The organism is Roseateles sp. P5_E8 (genome assembly GCF_054177665.1).
The window spans coordinates 89,237-107,716 of the sequence record NZ_JBGCUM010000015.1 but is presented as its reverse complement, the minus strand read 5'-3'; the positions used below and the strand labels follow the sequence as shown (position 1 = coordinate 107,716).

Here is an 18,480-nt window from a genome sequence, read left to right as displayed (position 1 = left end):
GACGGACATGCCCAAGGAATACAAGGATCTGGTCGTCGGTTTGGATATTGGTACCGCCAAGATCATGGCGGTTGTCGCCGAGGTTTTGCCGAACGGGGAATTGCGCATCGCCGGCTTGGGCGTGGCGCCCTCGCATGGCTTGAAGCGCGGCGTCGTCGTCAATATCGACGCCACGGTCCAGTCCATCCAGCAGGCCTTGAAAGAGGCCGAAATGATGGCCGACTGCAAAATCTCCCGGGTTTACACGGGGATCACCGGCAGCCATATCCGCGGGCAAAACTCCACCGGCATGGTCATCGTGCGCGACAAGGAGGTCACGCCGGTTGATGTGACCCGCGTCGTCGAAACCGCCAAGGCCATCAATATTCCCAACGATCAGCGCCTTTTGCTGGTCGAGCCGCAGGAATTCGTCATCGACGGCCATGAGGTGAAAGAACCCATCGGCATGAGTGGCGGCCGGCTGGAGGTCAAGGTCCATATCGTCACCGGCGCTCAAAGTGCCGCCGAAAACATCGTCAAATGCGTTCGCCGGTGCGGTCTGGAGGTCGATCAGCTGGTTTTGAACCCCAGCGCGTCCAGCCACGCCGCCCTGACCGCCGACGAGCGCGACCTCGGGGTTGCGCTGGTGGATATCGGCGCCGGCACCACGGATGTCGCGATATTCACCGGCGGCTCCATCCGCCATACGGCTGTCATTCCCATCGCGGGCGACCTGATCACCAGCGATATCGCCATGGCGCTGCGCACGCCGACCAAGGATGCCGAGGAAATCAAGGTCGAATATGGCGTCGCCAAGCAGTTGCTGGCCGACCCATCGGACCAGGTGGAGGTGCCCGGCCTGGGCGACCGCAGCCCCCGCATGCTGTCCAAGCAGGCGCTGGCCGGCGTCATCGAGCCGCGCGTCGAGGAAATCTTTTCGCTGGTGCACCAGGTCATTCGCGAGAGCGGGTATGAGGAATTGCTGTCCTCCGGGATCGTGCTGACCGGCGGCTCGGCCGTCATGCCGGGCATGGTGGAACTCGCCGAGGATATTTTCCTGAAACCCGTCCGGCGCGGCCTGCCCACTTATTCGGGGGCCCTTTACGACATGGTCGCCAACCCGCGGTCCGCGACGGTCATGGGCTTGCTCGAAGAAGCCCGGCTGTCGCGCAGCCGGGGTTTCAAGGCCGCACAGCAGGCTGGCTCGGTGCAAACCCTGCTCGGCCGCATCAAGGATTGGTTCATGGGGAATTTTTGACCCCCCAAAACCACGACTTAGCGTGAAAAAAATGTTTCAGCAACTGGTTATTTTTTTTGTGCCACGGCACAATTGCCGCAGTTAGGAGATTGATATGCCCATCGAGATGATCGAAGAGTTTGACCAAGGCACCCAAATCAAGGTGATCGGGGTCGGTGGTGGCGGCGGCAACGCCGTGGACCACATGATCGCCCAGGGTGTTCAAGGCGTTGAATTCATCTGCGCCAATACCGACGCACAGGCGTTGAACCGCTCCAAGGCGGATCAATTGCTGCAACTCGGCACCTCCGGCCTGGGCGCTGGTGCGAAACCCGAAATGGGCCGCTCCGCCGCCGAGGAAGCCGAATCCCGCATTCGCGAAGCCATCACCGGCGCCAATATGCTGTTCATTACCGCCGGCATGGGCGGCGGTACCGGCACGGGCGCCGCACCGGTGATTGCGCGCGTTGCCAAGGAAATGGGCATCCTGACGGTCGGCGTTGTCACCAAACCCTTCGAATTCGAAGGCGGCCGGCGCGCCAAGGCGGCCGACGCGGGCCTGGCCGAACTCGAAGCCAATGTCGACTCGCTGATCGTTGTCTTGAACGACAAGCTGCTCGACGTGCTGGGCGACGACGTCACACAGGATCAGGCCTTCGCGCACGCCAATGACGTGCTGAAGAACGCCGTTGGCGGCATTTCCGACATCATTCACATCCCCGGCCTGGTCAACGTCGACTTCGAAGACGTCAAGACCGTGATGAGCGAGCCCGGCAAGGCCATGATGGGCACGGCGCAAGCCGGCGGCCCGGACCGCGCCACCAAGGCAGCCGAAGCAGCAGTGGCCTGCCCGCTGCTGGAGGGCATTGACCTCTCCGGTGCGCGTGGCGTGCTGGTGCTGATTGCTGCGAGCCGCGCCAACTTCAAGCTGAGCGAGTCGCGCAACGCGATGAACGCCATCAAGCGTTACGCCTCGGAAGAAGCGCACATCATCTACGGCACGGCCTATGACGAAAGCCTGGGCGACTCGCTGCGCGTGACCGTCATTGCCACCGGCCTGACGGCTGGCCGCGCCCGCCAGCAGGCACCGCTGCAAGTGGTGCAGACCCACCAGGTCGTGCGCAACGGCACCGACGGTGTCGCCATGCCCGTGCTGACGCAGGCCGTTGCCATGAGCACGCCGACGGCCCAGCAGGCCAATGTCGGCCTGGGCCTGGGTGATTTCGCGAACGCGAACGTGCCCAGCGTCTGGCGCCACGGCCGTTCGGGCAGTGCAGCGGCCAAGGTCGAGGCGCTGTCGTCCAACGGCATGGACGAGATCGAGATCCCGGCCTTCTTGCGCAAGCAAGCTGACTGATTGGTCTCTGCTTGATGAAAAGGGCGAGTCGTGAGACTCGCCTTTTTGCTTTGCGCTAGTTGCGCGCCTATTCGCGATCTCCCAACAAGGCCCTGACTCCATCTGCGAAGCGCGGTCTTCGCCGGTAGGCGGGGGCACGCAAATGCTCCGTGTCCCCCGTGCCGCAAGCGGCCCTCCTCCTTTACCTGCGCAATTGCGCGCCCCCACCTCCCGGCTTCTCCACCGTGAGCTTTTCGTCGAGCAGTCCCGACACAACGTCAAGCAGGAGGGCGAGTGGGTCGGCTGCGAAGGTAAAGGAGGAGGTCGCGAAGCGGCCGGGGGACACGCAGCAGCCGGCCCGCTCGCCCTCCTGCGCCCAAGCTGCCGCTTCAGCAACGCGCAAAGAGTTTTTGCTCTGTCAGGACACGCGAGCGACCGTCGCAGCAGGCTTGGCCGCGCCTGAAAGCAAAGCCAGCAAGCCACCACCCGCCAGTACCAGCGCCAACGCATCCACGCGCGCACCCGGCAGCGTGGCGGCGGTCGTCGTCAGCAGCGCGGCTGCGGCCATCTGCAGGAAGCCCAGCAGCGCTGAAGCCTGACCCGCCTGTGACGCAAACGGCGTCAGCGCGAGTGCCGTGCCGGTGGGTGACACCAGGCCCATGCCGAACAGGAAGATGCAGCCCGCCGCAACGAAGCCGACCAGGCCGGCTGCGTGCGTCAGCAGCATCGCCAGCCCGCCCGCAATCGCCAATGCCGCGCCCAGGCGCAGCACCGAGGGCGCCCCCCAGCGTGCCGTCAGGCGCGGTGCAGACTGCCCGGCCGCAAAGACAACGAAGACCGTCGCGGCGAAGAACAGGCCCACCTGCAGCGCCGAGAAACCGAAGCTGCGCGTCAGCACCAGCGGCGTGGTGCCAAAGAAGGCGAACAGCGCGCCGAGGATGGCCGCCGTTGCCAGCGCCGGGCGCATGAAACGCGCGTCCGCCAGCAGCGTCAGATAGCCCCGCGCCAGCGCGCTCGCGGGCTGATGGCGGCGGCGCTCGGCGGGCAGGGTCTCGCCGACGATGTGTGCATAGGCAAGCGCCAGCGCGAGGCCGGACAGCATCAACACGCCGAACAAGGCCCGCCAGCCCCAGGCTGCCTGCACGAGCCCGCCCAGCAGCGGCGAGAAGCCCGGCGCCGCGGCCATGACGACCATGATGCGGCCGAGCAGCGCGGCGAGTTGCGGGCCTTCGAAGCGGTCGCGCGCGGCGGCCCTTGCCAGCACCGAAGCCGCAGCGACGCCGACGGCCTGCAGCACACGGCTGGCCAGCAACAGCGGCAGCGTGGTGGCGAACGCTCCGACGAGGCTGCCGGCCACGAACACGGCCAGGCCGCCGAGCACGAGGGGCCGGCGGCCGATGCGGTCCGACAGCGGCCCGACGACGAGCTGGGCCAGCGCGAACACGGCGAGGAAGAGGCCCAGCACCGCTGCCGCCAGCCGGGCCTCGTCGACGCCCAGCGACTGCGCCATGACGGGCAGGGACGGCAGCAGGATGTTGGTGGACAGCGTGCCCAGCGCCGACAACGCGGCCAGCGTCAGCAGCCAGGGGCGAGGCACGGCGCTCACGACGAAAGCCCTTCGGCAATGAAGGCCACGCTGCGGGCGATGACGTCGGCATCGGCCAGCAGGCGGCGATGACCGAGGCCGGTGACGGGCTCGAAGCGCGAACCGGCCCAGGCCGCGTGCAGCGCCTGCGACGCTGCAAACGGCACCGTGCGGTCTTCGGGGTCGTGGACGATCAGCCCTGGGTGACGCAGGCCGTGCTGCAGCCGCTCCAGGTCGACGCAGGCGATGCGCGTGCCAATGAATCCTTCCACCCAGCCCGCGAACGCAGCCGCATCCGCCGGTCCCAGGCCTTGAGCCCTGGCGATGCCCTTGACCATGGGCGTCAGCGACGACGGCCCGGCCAGATGCACGCTGCGCTTGACCTGCAGCCCATGCGCAAAGGCCAGAAGTGCCGCCGCCGAACCCATGGAATGGCCGATGACGGCGTGGACGTCGCCGAGGTCGGTAAGCACGGAACGCAGCGCGCGGCCAGCGTGCACGACGCTGGACGCGTGGCCGCCGGAGTCGCCATGGCCGGGCAGGTCGAACAGCGTCACGGAGAAGCCGGCGTCGACCAGCGGCTGCGCAAACCCGAGCAGATGCGAACCGCGGCTGTTCCAGCCATGCACGAGCACGACGCGCGGGCCTCGCTTGTTCCCGAGCGTCCAACGCGCGAGCTTGACGCCTTCGTGTCGCAGCGGCGGCTCGGCCGCGCCGGCCAGGGCGGCCTTCTCGGCGGCGCTCAGCGCGATGCGCTCCGGCGCCGAGAACGCATGCCGGGCGGCGGCCAGATGGCCGTCGCTGTGGGCTGCAAAGGGTTGCGCAGCTTTGGCAGTCAGGGCAGGGGACTCGACCATGGTGATCTCCGCAAGGTTCAACCGGCGTAGGCCGGTGCGGGGGTGGACAGGCTCTGCTTGACCTGGCGGCTGATGTCGTCGGCCAGCACCTCGAAAGCGCCGGCCGCGACGCCTTCAAGCGCCAGGCAAGCGACGTCGGCCGGTGCCGACTTGGGCGCGTCCAGCCCGCGTGTCATGTCGGTGTCCATGTAGCCGACGTGCAGGCTGGTGACCTGCGTGCCCTGGGCCTTCAGCTCGCTGCGCAGGCCGTTGCTCAGCGCCCAGGTCGCAGCCTTGCTGGCGCTGTAGGGCGTGAGGCCGGGCAGCGTCAGCCAACTCAAAACCGACAGCACATTCAGCACCGCGCCGCCGCCATTGGCCTTCAACACCGGCGCGAACGCCTGGGAGAGCGCCCAGACGCCGAAGAAGTTGGTGTCGAAATGCTGGCGCGTAACAGCGATGGCATCGGCGGCCAGCACGCCAGCGCCCTTCGACACGCCGGCGTTGTTGATCAGCAGCGTCACGTCGCCGCACTGCGCGACGGCGGCGGCGACCTGGGCGGGGTCGGTCACGTCCAGCTTGACCGGCACGACGCCGGCCAGGTCGATGCTGGCCGGGTCGCGCGCGGCGGCATAGACCTTGGCGGCACCGGCGGCCAGCGCGGCTTCGGCAAACGCGCGGCCCAGGCCGCGGTTGGCGCCGGTGATGAAGACGATGGCGTTCTTGAGCTGCATGGCGATTCCTTCTCGATCAACTTATTCATGTCGGTCGACATGATTGATATAAATGTCGGTCAACATATAAAATGCGTCAAGCCCGTCTTTCGAAAGACCCCAGGAGTTCGCGATGAAAGTCACCCGCGCCCAAGCCGAAGAAAACCGCGAACGCATCCTCGACAACGCCGCCCAGCTGTTCCGCGAGCGTGGCTTCGACGGCATCGGCCTGAACGACCTGATGCAGGCCGCGGGCCTGACGCGCGGCGGCTTCTACGGCCACTTCGAGTCCAAGGACGACCTTGCCGCGCAGGCCACGCAGCGCGCGATGCAGGTCAACCGCGAGCAATGGAAGGCGCAGACCGACCGCAGCCTGAAAGCCTGGGTCAAGGCCTATCTGTCCGACGCCCACCGCGACCTGCCCGGTGCCGGCTGCGCCCTGGTGGCGCTGGCCGGCGACGCGGCGCGCGGCGGGCCGGCGGTGAAGGGCGTGTTTGCCGAAGGCGTCGAAAGCCTGGTCGCGACGCTGCAGGGCCAGATGCCGGCAGCCGACGAGGGCGAGAAGCGCGAGCAGGCTTTGGCCATGCTGTCCACGATGGTCGGCTCGTTGCTGTTGTCGCGCGCAGTGGGCGACAAGGGCTTGTCGCGCGAGCTGCGCGAGGCCGCGCGCAAGAGCCTGCCAGCCGGTGGCGGCTGAGGGGACCAGCGGCGCCTGAGGCAGGCCCCCAGGCCGTATGCTCGCGGCCCATGTCAACGCCTAGAAATCAAGGGAATGCCTGAGCTGCGCGGCCTGCGGGGCTTGCTTCAGGGCTGGCTGTTGTGGCTGGGCCTGGGCGTGTGCCTGCCGGCCCTGGCCCAGCGCCTGCCCCAGCCCAGCCCGCGCCATGCCGCCGACGTGGCTGCGCCCACCGAGGTCGCCACCACGGCGTGGAGCCGCGATCAGCTTGAAGCCTGGTGGGCCGCGCTGCGCCGCCAGGCCGTGTCGGCCGACGACCGCCTTGACCTGCCCCCCGAACTGCTGCCGCCCGACACACCCACGGCGTGGCAGCCGCTGGCCATGCCTGACGTGCGCGCCCGCCCCGGCGCCACCATGGTCAGCGACTCGCGCGGCTACGAGATGCGCTGGTACCGGCTGCATGTGCCGGCCGGCGTCGACGAGGCCCAGGCCCTCTATCTGCCCCGGCTGGTGACGCTGTCGGCCGCCGTGCTGGCGCGCACCGAGGGCGGCTGGCGGCTGCTGCTGGACAACCAGCATGCCGAGCGCGAGCAGTGGGTGCAGCCGATCTGGCTGCCGCTGCCGGGCACCGGTGCGCAGGGGCTGGACCTGGTGGTCGCCTTGCCCGTGCCCGCTGGCAGCTACCACGCGGTCTCGCGCATCTGGGTCGGCCCGCGCGACGTGCTGGAGAAGCGCTGGCAGTGGCGGGTGCGCATGCAGAACGGCCTGCCGCAGGCCGTCAGCCTGACGCTGGCCGTGCTCGGCCTGTTCGCGCTGACGCTGTGGCTGCGCCGGCCCGACGAGGCCATCTACGGCCTCTTTGCGCTCGCCTCGGCCGCGTGGGTAGTGCGCAATCTGCATTACTACGTCAGCCTGCCGGTCTCGACGCTGGGGCAGGACTGGTTCTGGTGGGCCACCCACGCGTCCATGGCCTGGGTCATGGTGACGGCGCTGCTGTTCGCGCTGCGCTTTGCCACGCGGCGCGCGCGCCGGCTTGAGAAGGCGCTGGTCGTGGCCGTCATCGGCGTCAGCGTCGTCAGCATGCCGCTGTGGCTGCGTCAGCTCGACATGGTGGTGCTGCAGTACGCGGTGACGGCCGGTGTTGCTGCCGTCGGCACGGCCTGGCTGTGCTGGCTGGCCTGGCGCGAGCGCCACCCCGAGTTGCGCCTGATGGCGTTGGCGCTTGTCATCGGCGTCCTCATCGGCGGGCATGATCTGGCCGTGCTGGCTGGCTGGGCCTGGCCGGAGCATTTCTTCTGGATGCCCTTCGCCACGCTGGCCGTCATGCTCAGCTTCCTGCACGCCGTGCAGCGCCGCTACGTCGGCACCGTCGAGCAGGTGCAGGCCGAGAACAGCCAGTTGCAGGAAGACCTGGACGAGCAGGTCTCGGTGCTGCAGGCGCAGAACGCGCAGTTGCGCGAGGTGGAGCGCCAGCAGGCCTTGCTGCTGGAGCGGCAGCGCATCATGGCCGACATGCACGACGGCCTAGGCTCGTCGCTGCTGTCGGCGCTGGTGGCGATGGAGCAGGGCAGCATGTCGCACGAGCAGTGCGTGGAGGTGCTGCGCGAATGCGTGGACGACCTGCGTCTGGTCATCGACTCGCTTGAGCCCATCGGCCATGACCTCGTCTCGCTGCTGGCGACCATGCGCTACCGCCTCGGCAAGCGCCTGCAGATCGGCGGCCTCAAGCTCGAATGGGACGTGCAGGACCTGCCGCCGCTGGCCTGGCTGGAGCCGCCCGACGCGCTGCATGTGCTGCGCCTGATGCAGGAAGCGCTGAACAACGTGCTCAAGCACGCCGGCGCCAGCCGCGTGCGCATGGTCACGCGCCACCACGGCAGCTATGTCGAGATCCGCGTCGAGGACGACGGCGCCGGCTTCGACCTGCAGAACATCCAGCACGGCCGCGGCCTGAAAAGCCAGATCAAGCGCGCCCAGCGCCTGGGCGGCAAGCTGCGCGTCGAATCGTCGCCGGGCAATGGGACGCGGCTATCGCTGCGATTGCCCGTGGAACGCAAAGCTCAAGCTTGATGCTGGGACAATCCCGGTCATGGTCAAGCAACGCACCCTGAAGTCGATCACGCGCGCCGTCGGCGTGGGCATCCACAGCGGCCAGAAGGTCGAGCTGACGCTGCGCCCGGCGCCCGCCGACACCGGCATCGTTTTCCGCCGCGTCGACCTCTGCCCGCCGGTGGACATCCCGGTCAGCGTCACGTCGGTCAGCGACACGCGCATGGCGACCACCATCAGCCCCGGCGGCGACCCCGGTGCGCCCAAGGTGCAGACCATCGAGCACCTGCTGTCCGCCTGCGCCGGTCTGGGCCTGGACAACCTCTACGTCGACATCAATGCCGACGAGGTGCCCGTGCTGGATGGCTCTGCCGCCAGCTTCGTCTTCCTGCTGCAATCCGCCGGCATCGCCATGCAGGACGCGCCCAAGCGCTTCCTGAAAGTGAAGAAGACCGTCGAGGTGCGCCACGGCGAGGGCAAGAAGCTGATGTGGGCCAAGCTGGAGCCGCACCACGGCTATACGCTGAGCTTCGAGATCGAGTTCGACAACCCCGCCGTGGCCGCCACCGGCAGCCAGTTCGTGTTCGACATGGGCTCGGGCACCTACAAGAAGGAAATCGCCCGCGCTCGCACCTTCGGCATGACGGCCGACATCGACCTGATGCGCTCGCGCGGCCTGACGCTGGGCGGCTCCATGGACAACGCCATCGTCGTGGACGACTACAAGGTGCTGAACGCCGACGGCCTGCGCTACGACGATGAGTTCGTGAAGCACAAGATCCTGGATGCCATCGGCGACATGCAGGTCGCCGGCATGCCGCTGCTGGCCGCCTACACGTCTTTCAAGGGCGGCCACGCGCTGAACAACAAGCTGCTGCGCGCGCTGCTGGCCGACGAGGACGCCTACGAGATCGTCTATTTCAACGACGTGCAAGAGGCGCCCAAGGGGTTTGCCGAGCTGGCGCCGGCGTGGTGAGCCGCTGCTGATGGTCATCGCCCGCCTCCTCATCGGCCTGCTGCTGTTCTCGGCCGTCCTCTGCTTCGCCTTTTCCATCGCCACCGGCCAGCCGCGCTGGCGGCGTCTGGGCCTGGTCATCCTGAAATGGACGGCGGTGGCCGGCCTGGCTTTTTTCGCTGTGCTGATCCTGGAACGGTTGGCGCTGATGCTGTGACGCCGTTCACGAGGCGACGCGCTCACCCCTGGGCTTGCGGGGATGCCAGCGCGGCCTGACGTCTTCAGAATGCATTCACGGTCGCTGAACGAGTTGCGGCGGCCGAGCCCGGCAGACAAGAAGACACCGGGCGCCACACGCGGAGAAGGCCGGGGGGCCGGGGAAGCGCTGTGGACTTGGAAGAGAGATCGTTCGACTGAACTTGGGCCGCTCCCCGCTGGAGCGGCCCTATTTTTTTGATCTTCGCGCCACAGCCAAGCTGTCGGCGAGCTGTCTCATTCAGCCCAGATAGCGCCCGCGCAGGTGCGCTTCGAAGTGCGCCGGATTGAGCGCCTCGCCGCTGGCGCGCCGCACGAGTTCGGGCGTCTCCCAGCGGCTGGCTTCCTGCCAGACATGCGTGGAAAGCCAGTCGAACACGCCGCCCAATTCGCCCTGCGCGATCTGCGCGTCCAACTGCGGCTGCTGGCGCCGCATCGCCGCGAACCACTGCGCGGAATACATCGCCCCCAGCGTGTAGCAGGGGAAGTAGCCGAACAGGCCGGCCGGCCAGTGCACGTCCTGCATGGGACCGTCTTTGAAGTTGCCGCGCGTGTCCAGGCCGAGCAGCTCGGCCATCTTGGCGTCCCACAGCGCGGGGATGTCTTCGACCTCGGCATCACCTTCGATCAGCGCGCGCTCGATGTCGAAGCGCAGCAGGATGTGGGCGGGGTAGGTCACCTCATCCGCATCGACGCGGATATAGCCGGGTTGCACGCGCGTCAGCAGCTTGTGCAGGTTGCCGGCCTCAAACGCCGGCTGGTCGCCGAAGTGCTTGATCAGCAGCGGCGACAGCAGGCCGGCAAAGGCAGGGTGGCTTCCCAGCTGCATCTCGAAGGAGAGGCTCTGACTCTCGTGGATGCCCATGGAGCGGGCCCGCGCGATGGGCTGGCCCAGCAGCTCGCGCGGCAGGCCTTGCTCGTAGCGGCCGTGGCCGGTCTCGTGGATGGTGCCCATCAGGCTGGGCAAAAAATTGTCCTCGCGGTAGCGCGTCGTCATGCGCACGTCCTCGGGCACGCCGCCGCAGAAGGGGTGGGTGCTCTCGTCCAGCCGGCCGGCGGCAAAGTCGAAGCCCATCAGCTTCATCGCGTCCAGGCCGAGGGCCTTCTGCGCGGCGGTGGGGAAAGGGCCAACGGGTTCGATGACGGTCTCGCGCGACTGCCTGACGGTGACGTCGCGGATCAGCCCCGGCAGCCATTGGCGCAGCGGTGCGAAGGCGCGTTCGATGTCTGCCGAGCGCATGCCCGGCTCGTACTGGTCCAGCAGCGCGTCGTACTTGCTCAGCCCCGCGCTTTGCGACAGCAGTTCGGCCTCTTGCCGCGCAATCGCCAGCACCTCGCGCAGGTTGGGCGCAAAGCCCACCCAGTCGTTGGCCGGGCGCTGGCTGCGCCAAGCGTGCTCGCAGCGGTTGTTGGCCAGGCTCTTGGCCTCCACCAGCGCCTGCGGCAGCGCATTGGCAGCGCGCCAGGCGCGGCGGATCTCGCGCAGATTGGCGCGCTGCGTGTCGTCCAGCGGCTCGGTGGCGGCGGTGTCCAGCAGGCCGGCCAGCGCGGGATCGGTGGCGAGCTGGTGCAGCAGGCCGTCCATCTCGGCCAAGGCCAGGCTGCGCGCCTCGTTGCCCTTGGCGGGCATGTTGGCGGCCTGGTCCCATTGCGCGATGGATTGCAGGTGAGCCAGGCGGTACAGGCGCTGCTGGCGCGCGCTCAAGTCTTGGTAGGCGGAGGTCATGACAGCCAACTTTCGGGGACGAGCCACAACAACGCGGCGGTGTAGAAGAGGAAGCGCAGGAACTTGCCGACAGCCATATAGCCCACGCAGGGCCAGAAGGGCATCTTGAGCCAGCCGGCGACGGCACACAGCGGGTCGCCGACGATGGGCAGCCAGCTCAGCAGGCATGCCTTGGGGCCGAAGCGCTGCAACCACTGCGCGGCGCGGGAGTGCGAGGGCTCGTGATGCTGGACGGCCTCCACCGCCTTCTCGACGCCGTAGCCCATCCACCACGAGACCACGCCGCCTAGCGTGTTGCCGATCGTGGCGACGATGATGACGATCCAGAACATGCCGGGGTCGGCCTTGACGACCAGGAAGACGGCGGGCTCCGAACCGAGTGGCAGCAGCGTCGCGGAGATGAATGCGATGACGAAGACCGCAACCAGCCCGATCTGGGGCAGGGCCAGCGCGGCGAGCAGTTGCGCAATGTGCTCGGAGAGCCAGAGTTCCATCGGCGCATTGTCGGTTCGCCCGGATCGTTACAATCGCGCCTCATTTTTAAGCAGACCCCCTCGTGCAAATCGGCCCCCACCTCCTTCCCAACGCGCTGTTCGTCGCGCCGATGGCAGGGGTGACGGACCGACCGTTCCGCCAGTTATGCCGGCGCCTGGGCGCAGGCTATGCGGTCAGCGAGATGGTCACGTCGCGCAAGGAGCTGTGGGGCAGCCTCAAGACCTCGCGCCGCGCCGACCATGCCGGCGAGCTCGGGCCCATCGCCGTGCAGATCGCCGGCACCGACGCGGCCATGATGGCCGAGGCGGCCGTCTACAACGTTGACCGCGGTGCGCAGATCATCGACATCAACATGGGCTGCCCGGCCAAGAAGGTCTGCAACAAGTGGGCGGGCTCGGCGCTGATGCGCAACGAGGCGCTGGCGCTGGAGATCGTCGAGGCGGTCGTGGCGGTTTGCGCGCCGCGCGGCGTGCCGGTCACGTTGAAGATGCGCACCGGCTGGAGCGCCGACGAGCGCAACGCGCTGCGCCTGGCCCGCATCTTCGAAGCCGCTGGCATCGCCATGCTGACCATCCACGGCCGCACGCGCGAGCAGGGCTACAAGGGCCTGGCCGAGTACGACACGATTGCGGCCGTGAAGACAGCGCTGACTATTCCCGTCGTCGCCAACGGCGACATCACCACGCCCGAGAAGGCGCGCGACGTGCTGGCCTACACCGGCGCCGACGCTTTGATGATTGGCCGCGCCGCACAGGGCCGCCCCTGGATATTTCGAGAGGTGACGCATTTCCTGGCGACAGGCGAACACCTAGCCGCGCCCACCGTCACCGAGGCGCGCGACGTGCTCACCGAGCATCTGCACGACCACTACGGCCTGTACGGCGAGCGCAGCGGCGTGCGCAGCGCGCGCAAGCACATCGGCTGGGCCGTGCGCGGCCTGCCGGGCGGAGAAGACTTCCGCCAACACATGAACACCCTGGAGCGCTGCGAAGAGCAGTTGCAGGCGCTCCGCGACTGGTTCGACGACCTCGGCCAGACCCACCACCGCCTGCCTCCAACCGAGGTGGCCATCGACGAAGACGCGCAAGCCGACGAAGCCTGCGCTGCCTGAACCTGCCTGACCCTGCCATGAGCGCCCAGAAGAACACACCGCCCAACCCCATCGACGCCTGCGTGCGCGACAACCTCGAAGCCTTCTTCCGTGACCTCGATGGCCAAGAGCCGCATTCGATGCATGAGATGCTGGTCAAGCTCGTCGAAAAACCGCTGTTCGAGATCGTCATGCGCGAAGCCGGCGGCAACCAGAGCAAGGCTGCGCAATGGCTGGGCATCAATCGCAATACGTTGCGCCGCAAGCTAAGCGACCACAATCTATAAAACCTTGCGGGTTGGACCTTCGAGCGAAGCGAGAAGCTCCGACCTCAACTGATTAAGAATCCCATGGCACTCACCGCACTTCTCTCGGTCTCCGACAAGACCGGCATCCTCGAATTCGCCAAGGAGCTGCACGCCCTGGGTACCCGGCTGCTGTCCACCGGCGGCACTGCCAAGCTGCTGGCCGACGCCGGTCTGCCGGTCACCGAGGTGGCCGAGCACACCGGCTTCCCCGAGATGATGGACGGCCGCGTGAAGACGCTGCACCCCAAGATCCATGGCGGCCTGCTGGCGCGCTCCGATACGCCTGAGCATGTGGCTGCGATGCAGCAGCATGGCATCACGCGCATTGACATCCTGGCCGTCAATCTCTACCCGTTCGAGGCGACCGTTGCCAAGCCCGGCTGCACGCTGGAGGACGCCATCGAGAACATCGACATCGGCGGCCCGGCCATGGTGCGCAGCGCGGCCAAGAACTGGAAGGACGTGACGGTGCTGACCGACGCGGCCCAATACGCCGCCGTGCTGGCAGAGCTGAAGGCCAACGGCAAGACCAGCGACAAGACCCGCTTCGCCGCCTCGGTCGCCGCCTTCAACCGCATCGCCCAGTACGACGCGGCCATCAGCAACTACCTGTCGGCGCTGCAGGAAGACGGCAGCAAGGCCGAGTACCCGGCGCAGATGAACTCCACCTTCGTGAAGGTGCAGGACCTGCGCTACGGCGAGAACTCGCACCAGAGCGCCGCGCTCTACCGCGACCTGTTCCCGGCGCCCGGCTCGCTGGTCACCGGCAAGCAGTTGCAGGGCAAGGAGCTCTCGTACAACAACATCGCCGATGCCGACGCCGCTTGGGAATGCGTGAAGAGCTTCGACGTGCCGGCCTGCGTCATCGTCAAGCACGCCAACCCCTGCGGCGTGGCCGTCGGTGCCGGCCCGGCCGAGGCCTACAGCAAGGCCTTCAAGACCGACCCCACCAGCGCCTTCGGCGGCATCATTGCCTTCAACCGCGAGGTGGACGGCGCCGCAGCGCAACTGGTCGCCAAGCAGTTCGTCGAGGTGTTGATGGCGCCCAGCTTCAGCGCCGAGGCGCTGGAAGCCTTCAAGGGCAAGGTCAATGTGCGCCTGCTGCAGATCGCGTTGCCGGCCGGTGGCGCCACGCCGTGGCTGCAAGGCCGCAATGCCGGTGACAGCAAGCGCGTCGGCTCGGGCCTGCTGCTGCAGACCTCGGACACCCACTTCCTGAAGCGCGAAGACCTCAAGATCGTCACGACGCTGCAGCCCACGGCCCAGCAGCTCGACGACCTGATGTTCGCGTGGACGGTCGCCCAGTACGTGAAGAGCAATGCCATCGTCTTCTGCGGTGGCGGCATGACGCTGGGCGTCGGCGCTGGCCAGATGAGCCGCCTGGACTCGGCCCGCATCGCGTCCATCAAGGCGCAGCATGCCGGCCTGACGCTGACCGGCTCGGCCGTCGCCAGCGACGCCTTCTTCCCCTTCCGCGACGGCCTGGACGTGCTGGCCGACGCGGGCGCGACCTGCGTCATCCAGCCGGGCGGGTCGATGCGTGACGATGAGGTCGTTGCTGCGGCGAACGAGCGTGGCATTGCGATGGTGCTGACGGGCGTGCGCCACTTCCGGCACTAGACGTAGTCCTCTAGTCCAGGGCCGGCCCCCATGCCGGCGCCTCTTCTTGCGGTTAGCCTCCCTGGATTCGATCCAGAACCGGAGACAAGCCGATGGACACCGCGCTGCAAGAGCGTCTGCATCTGGCCTTGCTGAGCCAGCGCCGCGCCTATGAGGCCGAGCGCATGCCCGGCTACGACGTGCGCCGCGACCGCCTTGAGCGCTTGCTCAAGATGACGCGCCAGCACGGCGAAGCGCTGGCCGCCGCCATGGCCCAGGACTTCGGCCACCGCGCCCGCCAGGAGTCGTTGCTGGCCGATATCTTCACCGTCGAATCCGGCGCCCGCCATGCGTTGAAGCATCTGCGTGGCTGGATGAAGGCACGCCGCGTGGCGACGCCGCTGCACTTCATGCCCGGTCGAAACGTGCTGATGCGCCAGCCGCTGGGCGTCGTCGGCATCGTCGCGCCCTGGAACTACCCCTACTACCTGGCGATGGAGCCGGCAATAGCCGCGCTGGCGGCCGGCAACCGCGTGCTGATCAAGCCGTCGGAGCTGACACCGGCCACGTCCGAACTGATGGCACGCATCGTGGCCGAGCATTTCAAGCCCGAGGAAATGCTCGTCATCACCGGCGACGCAGAGGTCGGCAAGGCCTTCACGGGGTTGCCCTTCGACCACCTCTTCTTCACCGGCTCCACCGCCGTGGGCCGCCATGTCGCGCAGGCCGCAGCCAAGAACCTGACGCCGGTGACGCTGGAGCTGGGCGGCAAGTCGCCGGCCATCGTCGACCGCAGCTGCAACCTCGACCTGACCGCCTCGCGCCTGGCCTTCGGCAAGCTCTTCAATGCCGGCCAGACATGCGTGGCGCCGGACTACCTGCTGGTGCCGCGCGAGATGGTCGAACCGCTGAGCCAGAAGCTGCTCGCCGAGATGCGCCGCATGTACCCGCGCATCGCCGGCAATGCCGACTACAGCAGCATCGCCACGCCGCGCCACCACGCGCGGCTGCAAGGCCTCATCGCCGACGCGGCCCAGCGCGGTGCGCGTGTGCTGCGCAGCCATGACGAGCAACCCGACGACCGTCGCCTGGTGCCGGCGCTGCTGCTGGACGTGCCGCCCGAGGCCACCGTCATGCAGGAGGAAATCTTCGGCCCGCTGCTGCCCATCGTCGGCTACGACCAGGTCGACGAAGCGCTGGCCCACATCAACCAGGGCGAGCGCCCGCTGGCGCTGTACTGGTTCGGCTCGGACAGCGCCGCGCGCGACCACGTCATGGCCCAGACCCATGCCGGCGGCGTGACCATCAACGACTGCCTGTGGCACCTGGGCCAGGAGGACCAGCCCTTCGGCGGCGTCGGCGCCAGCGGCATGGGCTCGTACCACGGCGAATGGGGCTTTCGCACCTTCAGCAAGGAGAAGCCGCTGTTCATCCAGTCGCGCTTTGCCGGCACCAAGCTGTTCCAGCCGCCCTATGGCAAGACCTTCGAGCGTCTGCTCTCGGTGTTGAAGAAAGTGATCTGATGCAACGCCGTCGACTTCTGAAGTTAGGCCTGGGCGCCGCCGTCGTGCTCGGCGTGGCCGGCGCGGGCATCGCGTTGATCAAGCCGGGTCTGGTCGGTAGCAAACTCAGCCCCGGCGCGCGCGACGTGATGCGCGCCGCCGCGCTGGCCGTGCTGTCCGACCTGCTGCCACCACCTGGCGCTGCGCGTGATGCGGCGCTGAACGCCCAGCTGGCTCGCCTCGACGCCTTCATCGCTGGCATGCCCGTGCCGACGCGCAAGGAGCTGTCCGACGCGCTGGGCCTGCTGTCCACCGCGGCCGGCCGGTACGCCCTTGTGGGCCTGTCCAAGCCCTGGACCGAGGCCAGCGCGCTCGACGTGCAGCAGGCGCTGGACGCGATGAGCAAGTCCTCGTCCAACACCAAGCAGCAGGTCTATCACGCGCTGCGCGACCTGAATGCGATCGCCTTCTTCACAGCAGCTGCCAACTGGCAGACCGCGGGCTACCCCGGCCCCATCGAGATTGCATGAGTTCGATACCTGACCCCATCCTCGACGGCCTTCAGCGCGGCTGGAAGGTGCACGGCGGCCCGCATGCGGCGCTACCCGCAATGCTGGACTGCGACGTCGCCATCATCGGCAGCGGCGCCGGCGCCGGCATCACGGCAGAGATGCTGGCCCGCGCCGGGCTGAAAGTCGTCATCGTCGAAGAAGGCCCGCTGCGCTCCAGCAGCCAGTTCAAGCAGCGCGAGCTCGATGCCTACCGCGAGCTCTACCAGGAGTCCGCCGGCCGCAAGACGGTCGACCAGGCGATGAACATCCTGCAAGGCCGCTGCGTCGGCGGCTCGACGACGGTGAACTGGACCGGCTCCTTCCGAACACCGCCCGACGCGCTGGCCTGGTGGGGCGACAAGTTTGGCCTGACCGACTTCAACGAAGCCGCCATGGCGCCTTGGTTCGAGCAGGTCGAGCGGCGTCTGAACATCAGCGACTGGCAGGCCGAGCCCAACGAGAACAACGGCGTGCTCAAGCGCGGCGCCGAGAAGCTGGGCATTCCCACCAAGGTCGTGCGGCGCAACGTCAAGGGCTGCTGGAACCTCGGCTCCTGCGGCATGGGCTGCCCGACGAACGCCAAGCAGAGCATGCTGGTCAGCACGCTGCCCGCCGCGCTGGACCTGGGCGCCACGATGCTGGTGCAGACGCGCGCGACACGCTTCGAGTTGCAGGGCGAGCGCGTGGCCGCACTCATCGCCGAACCGGTGGCGCTGGACGGCGCCGTCACGGGCTCGCCGCTGCGCATCACCGCCAAACATTACGTCGTCGCCGGTGGCGCCATCAACTCGCCCGCGCTGCTGCTGCGCTCCAACGCGCCCGACCCGCACAACCTGCTCGGCAAGCGCACCTTCCTGCACCCCACGGCCGGCGGCGTGGCCTTGTTCGACCATGACGTGGCCGGCTGGGCCGGCGCGCCGCTGTCGGTGTTCTGCGATCACTTCCTGCACCAGGGCCCCGTCGACGGCCCGGTGGGCTACAAGCTCGAAGTCGCGCCCGTGCACCCGGCCTTCGCGTTGACCAATGGCGGTGGCATTGGCGCCGAGCTGGCCCAGCGTGCCCGCGATATGCCGCGTACCCAGCTGATGATCGCGCTGCTGCGCGACGGCTTCCATGCCGACGCGGCCGGCGGCGCCGTCAAGCTGCGCGGCGATGGCTCTGCGCAGCTTGACTACACGTTGACCGACTACCTGCTCGACGGCGCGCGGCGCAGCTACCTGACGATGGCCGAGATCCAGTTCGCCGCCGGTGCCAAGGCCGTGCGCCCCGTGCACGAACAGGCCACCAACTACGCCAGCCTGGCTGAAGCCAAGGCCGGCATCGCGGGCCTGGCGATGAAGCCCTTCCTGGCCACCATCGGCAGCGCCCATGTGATGGGCGGCTGCACGCTGGCCGCCGACGCGGGCCGGGGCGTCGTGCGGCCCGATGGCCAGCACTGGCAGCTTGCCAACCTGTCGGTGCACGACGGTTCGCTCTTCCCCACCAGCCTGGGCGCCAACCCGCAGCTCACTGTCTACGGACTGGCCGCGCGGCTGACGAGCGGGCTCATTCAGCGGCTGGGCGCCAAGCCTGTTCAACTCGCCTGACC

17 protein-coding genes are annotated in these 18,480 nt (G+C 67.9%); 12 read left to right on the top strand and 5 right to left on the bottom strand.

What is annotated here, in order from left to right; all coding sequences use genetic code 11:
* Positions 1-7: 7 nt before the first annotated feature.
* On the top strand, positions 8-1,237 hold the full coding sequence (gene ftsA, locus ACXRVZ_RS11620) for a cell division protein FtsA (protein WP_457422753.1): 1,230 nt from the start codon (positions 8-10) through the stop codon (positions 1,235-1,237).
* A gap of 94 nt (positions 1,238-1,331) precedes the next feature.
* Entirely contained in the window at positions 1,332-2,573 is a 1,242-nt protein-coding gene (gene ftsZ, locus ACXRVZ_RS11615) for a cell division protein FtsZ (protein ID WP_457422755.1), read from the top strand.
* A gap of 397 nt (positions 2,574-2,970) precedes the next feature.
* Here ftsZ and ACXRVZ_RS11610 read toward each other — a convergent pair whose 3' ends face one another.
* Genes ACXRVZ_RS11610 through ACXRVZ_RS11600 form a run of 3 tightly spaced genes read right to left on the bottom strand, consistent with a single transcriptional unit; the run spans position 2,971 to position 5,707 of the window.
* On the bottom strand, positions 2,971-4,158 hold the full coding sequence (locus ACXRVZ_RS11610; RefSeq protein WP_457422757.1) for a Bcr/CflA family efflux MFS transporter: 1,188 nt from the start codon (positions 4,156-4,158) through the stop codon (positions 2,971-2,973).
* Entirely contained in the window at positions 4,155-4,994 is an 840-nt protein-coding gene (locus tag ACXRVZ_RS11605) for an alpha/beta hydrolase (protein ID WP_457422759.1), read from the bottom strand. The genes ACXRVZ_RS11610 and ACXRVZ_RS11605 overlap by 4 nt, the downstream gene beginning before the upstream one ends.
* A gap of 17 nt (positions 4,995-5,011) precedes the next feature.
* Positions 5,012-5,707 carry an SDR family oxidoreductase gene (locus tag ACXRVZ_RS11600; protein WP_457422761.1) on the bottom strand — a complete coding sequence of 232 codons (696 nt, stop codon included), beginning with the start codon at positions 5,705-5,707 and terminating at the stop codon, positions 5,012-5,014.
* Between the two features lie 112 nt (positions 5,708-5,819).
* Between ACXRVZ_RS11600 and ACXRVZ_RS11595 the strand changes: the two genes are divergently transcribed.
* The 4 genes from ACXRVZ_RS11595 (at position 5,820) to ACXRVZ_RS11580 (ending at position 9,583) form a co-directional block, all read left to right on the top strand.
* Positions 5,820-6,383, top strand: a complete 564-nt coding sequence (locus ACXRVZ_RS11595) for a TetR/AcrR family transcriptional regulator (RefSeq protein ID WP_457422763.1) — start codon at positions 5,820-5,822, stop codon at positions 6,381-6,383.
* Between the two features lie 75 nt (positions 6,384-6,458).
* Positions 6,459-8,432: an ATP-binding protein gene (locus ACXRVZ_RS11590; RefSeq protein ID WP_457422765.1), complete on the top strand. Its 1,974-nt coding sequence runs from the start codon at positions 6,459-6,461 to the stop codon at positions 8,430-8,432.
* 19 nt (positions 8,433-8,451) lie between these two features.
* Positions 8,452-9,387 carry a UDP-3-O-acyl-N-acetylglucosamine deacetylase gene (gene lpxC / locus ACXRVZ_RS11585; RefSeq protein ID WP_458232429.1) on the top strand — a complete coding sequence of 312 codons (936 nt, stop codon included), beginning with the start codon at positions 8,452-8,454 and terminating at the stop codon, positions 9,385-9,387.
* A 10-nt stretch (positions 9,388-9,397) separates the two neighbouring features.
* Entirely contained in the window at positions 9,398-9,583 is a 186-nt protein-coding gene (locus ACXRVZ_RS11580; protein ID WP_457422769.1) for a hypothetical protein, read from the top strand.
* A 279-nt stretch (positions 9,584-9,862) separates the two neighbouring features.
* Here the strand turns inward: ACXRVZ_RS11580 and ACXRVZ_RS11575 are convergent, their stop codons facing one another.
* Both ACXRVZ_RS11575 and ACXRVZ_RS11570 read right to left on the bottom strand, forming a co-directional pair.
* The gene (locus ACXRVZ_RS11575; RefSeq protein ID WP_457422771.1) at positions 9,863-11,347 is read right to left on the bottom strand and encodes a carboxypeptidase M32; all 1,485 of its coding nucleotides are present in this window, start codon (positions 11,345-11,347) and stop codon (positions 9,863-9,865) included.
* Positions 11,344-11,841 carry a YqaA family protein gene (locus tag ACXRVZ_RS11570; protein WP_457422773.1) on the bottom strand — a complete coding sequence of 166 codons (498 nt, stop codon included), beginning with the start codon at positions 11,839-11,841 and terminating at the stop codon, positions 11,344-11,346. The genes ACXRVZ_RS11575 and ACXRVZ_RS11570 overlap by 4 nt, the downstream gene beginning before the upstream one ends.
* 62 nt (positions 11,842-11,903) lie before the next feature.
* On the opposite strand from ACXRVZ_RS11570, the gene dusB reads away from it, so the two are divergent.
* From dusB to ACXRVZ_RS11540, 6 genes are all read left to right on the top strand, one after another.
* Positions 11,904-12,953 (top strand): tRNA dihydrouridine synthase DusB, encoded by a 1,050-nt coding sequence (gene dusB / locus ACXRVZ_RS11565; RefSeq protein ID WP_457422775.1) that lies wholly within the window; start codon positions 11,904-11,906, stop codon positions 12,951-12,953.
* Positions 12,954-12,970: 17 nt separating this feature from the next.
* Positions 12,971-13,219, top strand: a complete 249-nt coding sequence (locus tag ACXRVZ_RS11560; protein ID WP_457422777.1) for a helix-turn-helix domain-containing protein — start codon at positions 12,971-12,973, stop codon at positions 13,217-13,219.
* A gap of 63 nt (positions 13,220-13,282) precedes the next feature.
* On the top strand, positions 13,283-14,860 hold the full coding sequence (gene purH / locus ACXRVZ_RS11555) for a bifunctional phosphoribosylaminoimidazolecarboxamide formyltransferase/IMP cyclohydrolase (RefSeq protein ID WP_458232428.1): 1,578 nt from the start codon (positions 13,283-13,285) through the stop codon (positions 14,858-14,860).
* A 92-nt stretch (positions 14,861-14,952) separates the two neighbouring features.
* Positions 14,953-16,362, top strand: a complete 1,410-nt coding sequence (locus ACXRVZ_RS11550) for a coniferyl aldehyde dehydrogenase (RefSeq protein WP_457422781.1) — start codon at positions 14,953-14,955, stop codon at positions 16,360-16,362.
* Positions 16,362-16,871: a hypothetical protein gene (locus ACXRVZ_RS11545; protein ID WP_457422783.1), complete on the top strand. Its 510-nt coding sequence runs from the start codon at positions 16,362-16,364 to the stop codon at positions 16,869-16,871. The genes ACXRVZ_RS11550 and ACXRVZ_RS11545 overlap by 1 nt, the downstream gene beginning before the upstream one ends.
* Positions 16,868-18,478 (top strand): GMC family oxidoreductase N-terminal domain-containing protein, encoded by a 1,611-nt coding sequence (locus ACXRVZ_RS11540; protein WP_457422785.1) that lies wholly within the window; start codon positions 16,868-16,870, stop codon positions 18,476-18,478. The genes ACXRVZ_RS11545 and ACXRVZ_RS11540 overlap by 4 nt, the downstream gene beginning before the upstream one ends.
* Positions 18,479-18,480: the final 2 nt, after the last annotated feature.

Excerpts from the sequence above, each read along its gene's own strand:
- ftsA (WP_457422753.1), top strand. The coding sequence starts at position 8 with ATGCCCAAGGAATACAAGGATCTGGTCGTCGGTTTGGATATTGGTACC.
- ftsZ (WP_457422755.1), top strand. The coding sequence starts at position 1,332 with ATGCCCATCGAGATGATCGAAGAGTTTGACCAAGGCACCCAAATCAAG.
- ACXRVZ_RS11605 (WP_457422759.1), bottom strand. The coding sequence starts at position 4,994 with ATGGTCGAGTCCCCTGCCCTGACTGCCAAAGCTGCGCAACCCTTTGCA.
- ACXRVZ_RS11600 (WP_457422761.1), bottom strand. The coding sequence starts at position 5,707 with ATGCAGCTCAAGAACGCCATCGTCTTCATCACCGGCGCCAACCGCGGC.
- ACXRVZ_RS11595 (WP_457422763.1), top strand. The coding sequence starts at position 5,820 with ATGAAAGTCACCCGCGCCCAAGCCGAAGAAAACCGCGAACGCATCCTC.
- ACXRVZ_RS11590 (WP_457422765.1), top strand. The coding sequence starts at position 6,459 with ATGCCTGAGCTGCGCGGCCTGCGGGGCTTGCTTCAGGGCTGGCTGTTG.
- lpxC (WP_458232429.1), top strand. The coding sequence starts at position 8,452 with ATGGTCAAGCAACGCACCCTGAAGTCGATCACGCGCGCCGTCGGCGTG.
- ACXRVZ_RS11580 (WP_457422769.1), top strand. The coding sequence starts at position 9,398 with ATGGTCATCGCCCGCCTCCTCATCGGCCTGCTGCTGTTCTCGGCCGTC.
- ACXRVZ_RS11575 (WP_457422771.1), bottom strand. The coding sequence starts at position 11,347 with ATGACCTCCGCCTACCAAGACTTGAGCGCGCGCCAGCAGCGCCTGTAC.
- ACXRVZ_RS11570 (WP_457422773.1), bottom strand. The coding sequence starts at position 11,841 with ATGGAACTCTGGCTCTCCGAGCACATTGCGCAACTGCTCGCCGCGCTG.
- ACXRVZ_RS11560 (WP_457422777.1), top strand. The coding sequence starts at position 12,971 with ATGAGCGCCCAGAAGAACACACCGCCCAACCCCATCGACGCCTGCGTG.
- purH (WP_458232428.1), top strand. The coding sequence starts at position 13,283 with ATGGCACTCACCGCACTTCTCTCGGTCTCCGACAAGACCGGCATCCTC.
- ACXRVZ_RS11550 (WP_457422781.1), top strand. The coding sequence starts at position 14,953 with ATGGACACCGCGCTGCAAGAGCGTCTGCATCTGGCCTTGCTGAGCCAG.
- ACXRVZ_RS11545 (WP_457422783.1), top strand. The coding sequence starts at position 16,362 with ATGCAACGCCGTCGACTTCTGAAGTTAGGCCTGGGCGCCGCCGTCGTG.
- ACXRVZ_RS11540 (WP_457422785.1), top strand. The coding sequence starts at position 16,868 with ATGAGTTCGATACCTGACCCCATCCTCGACGGCCTTCAGCGCGGCTGG.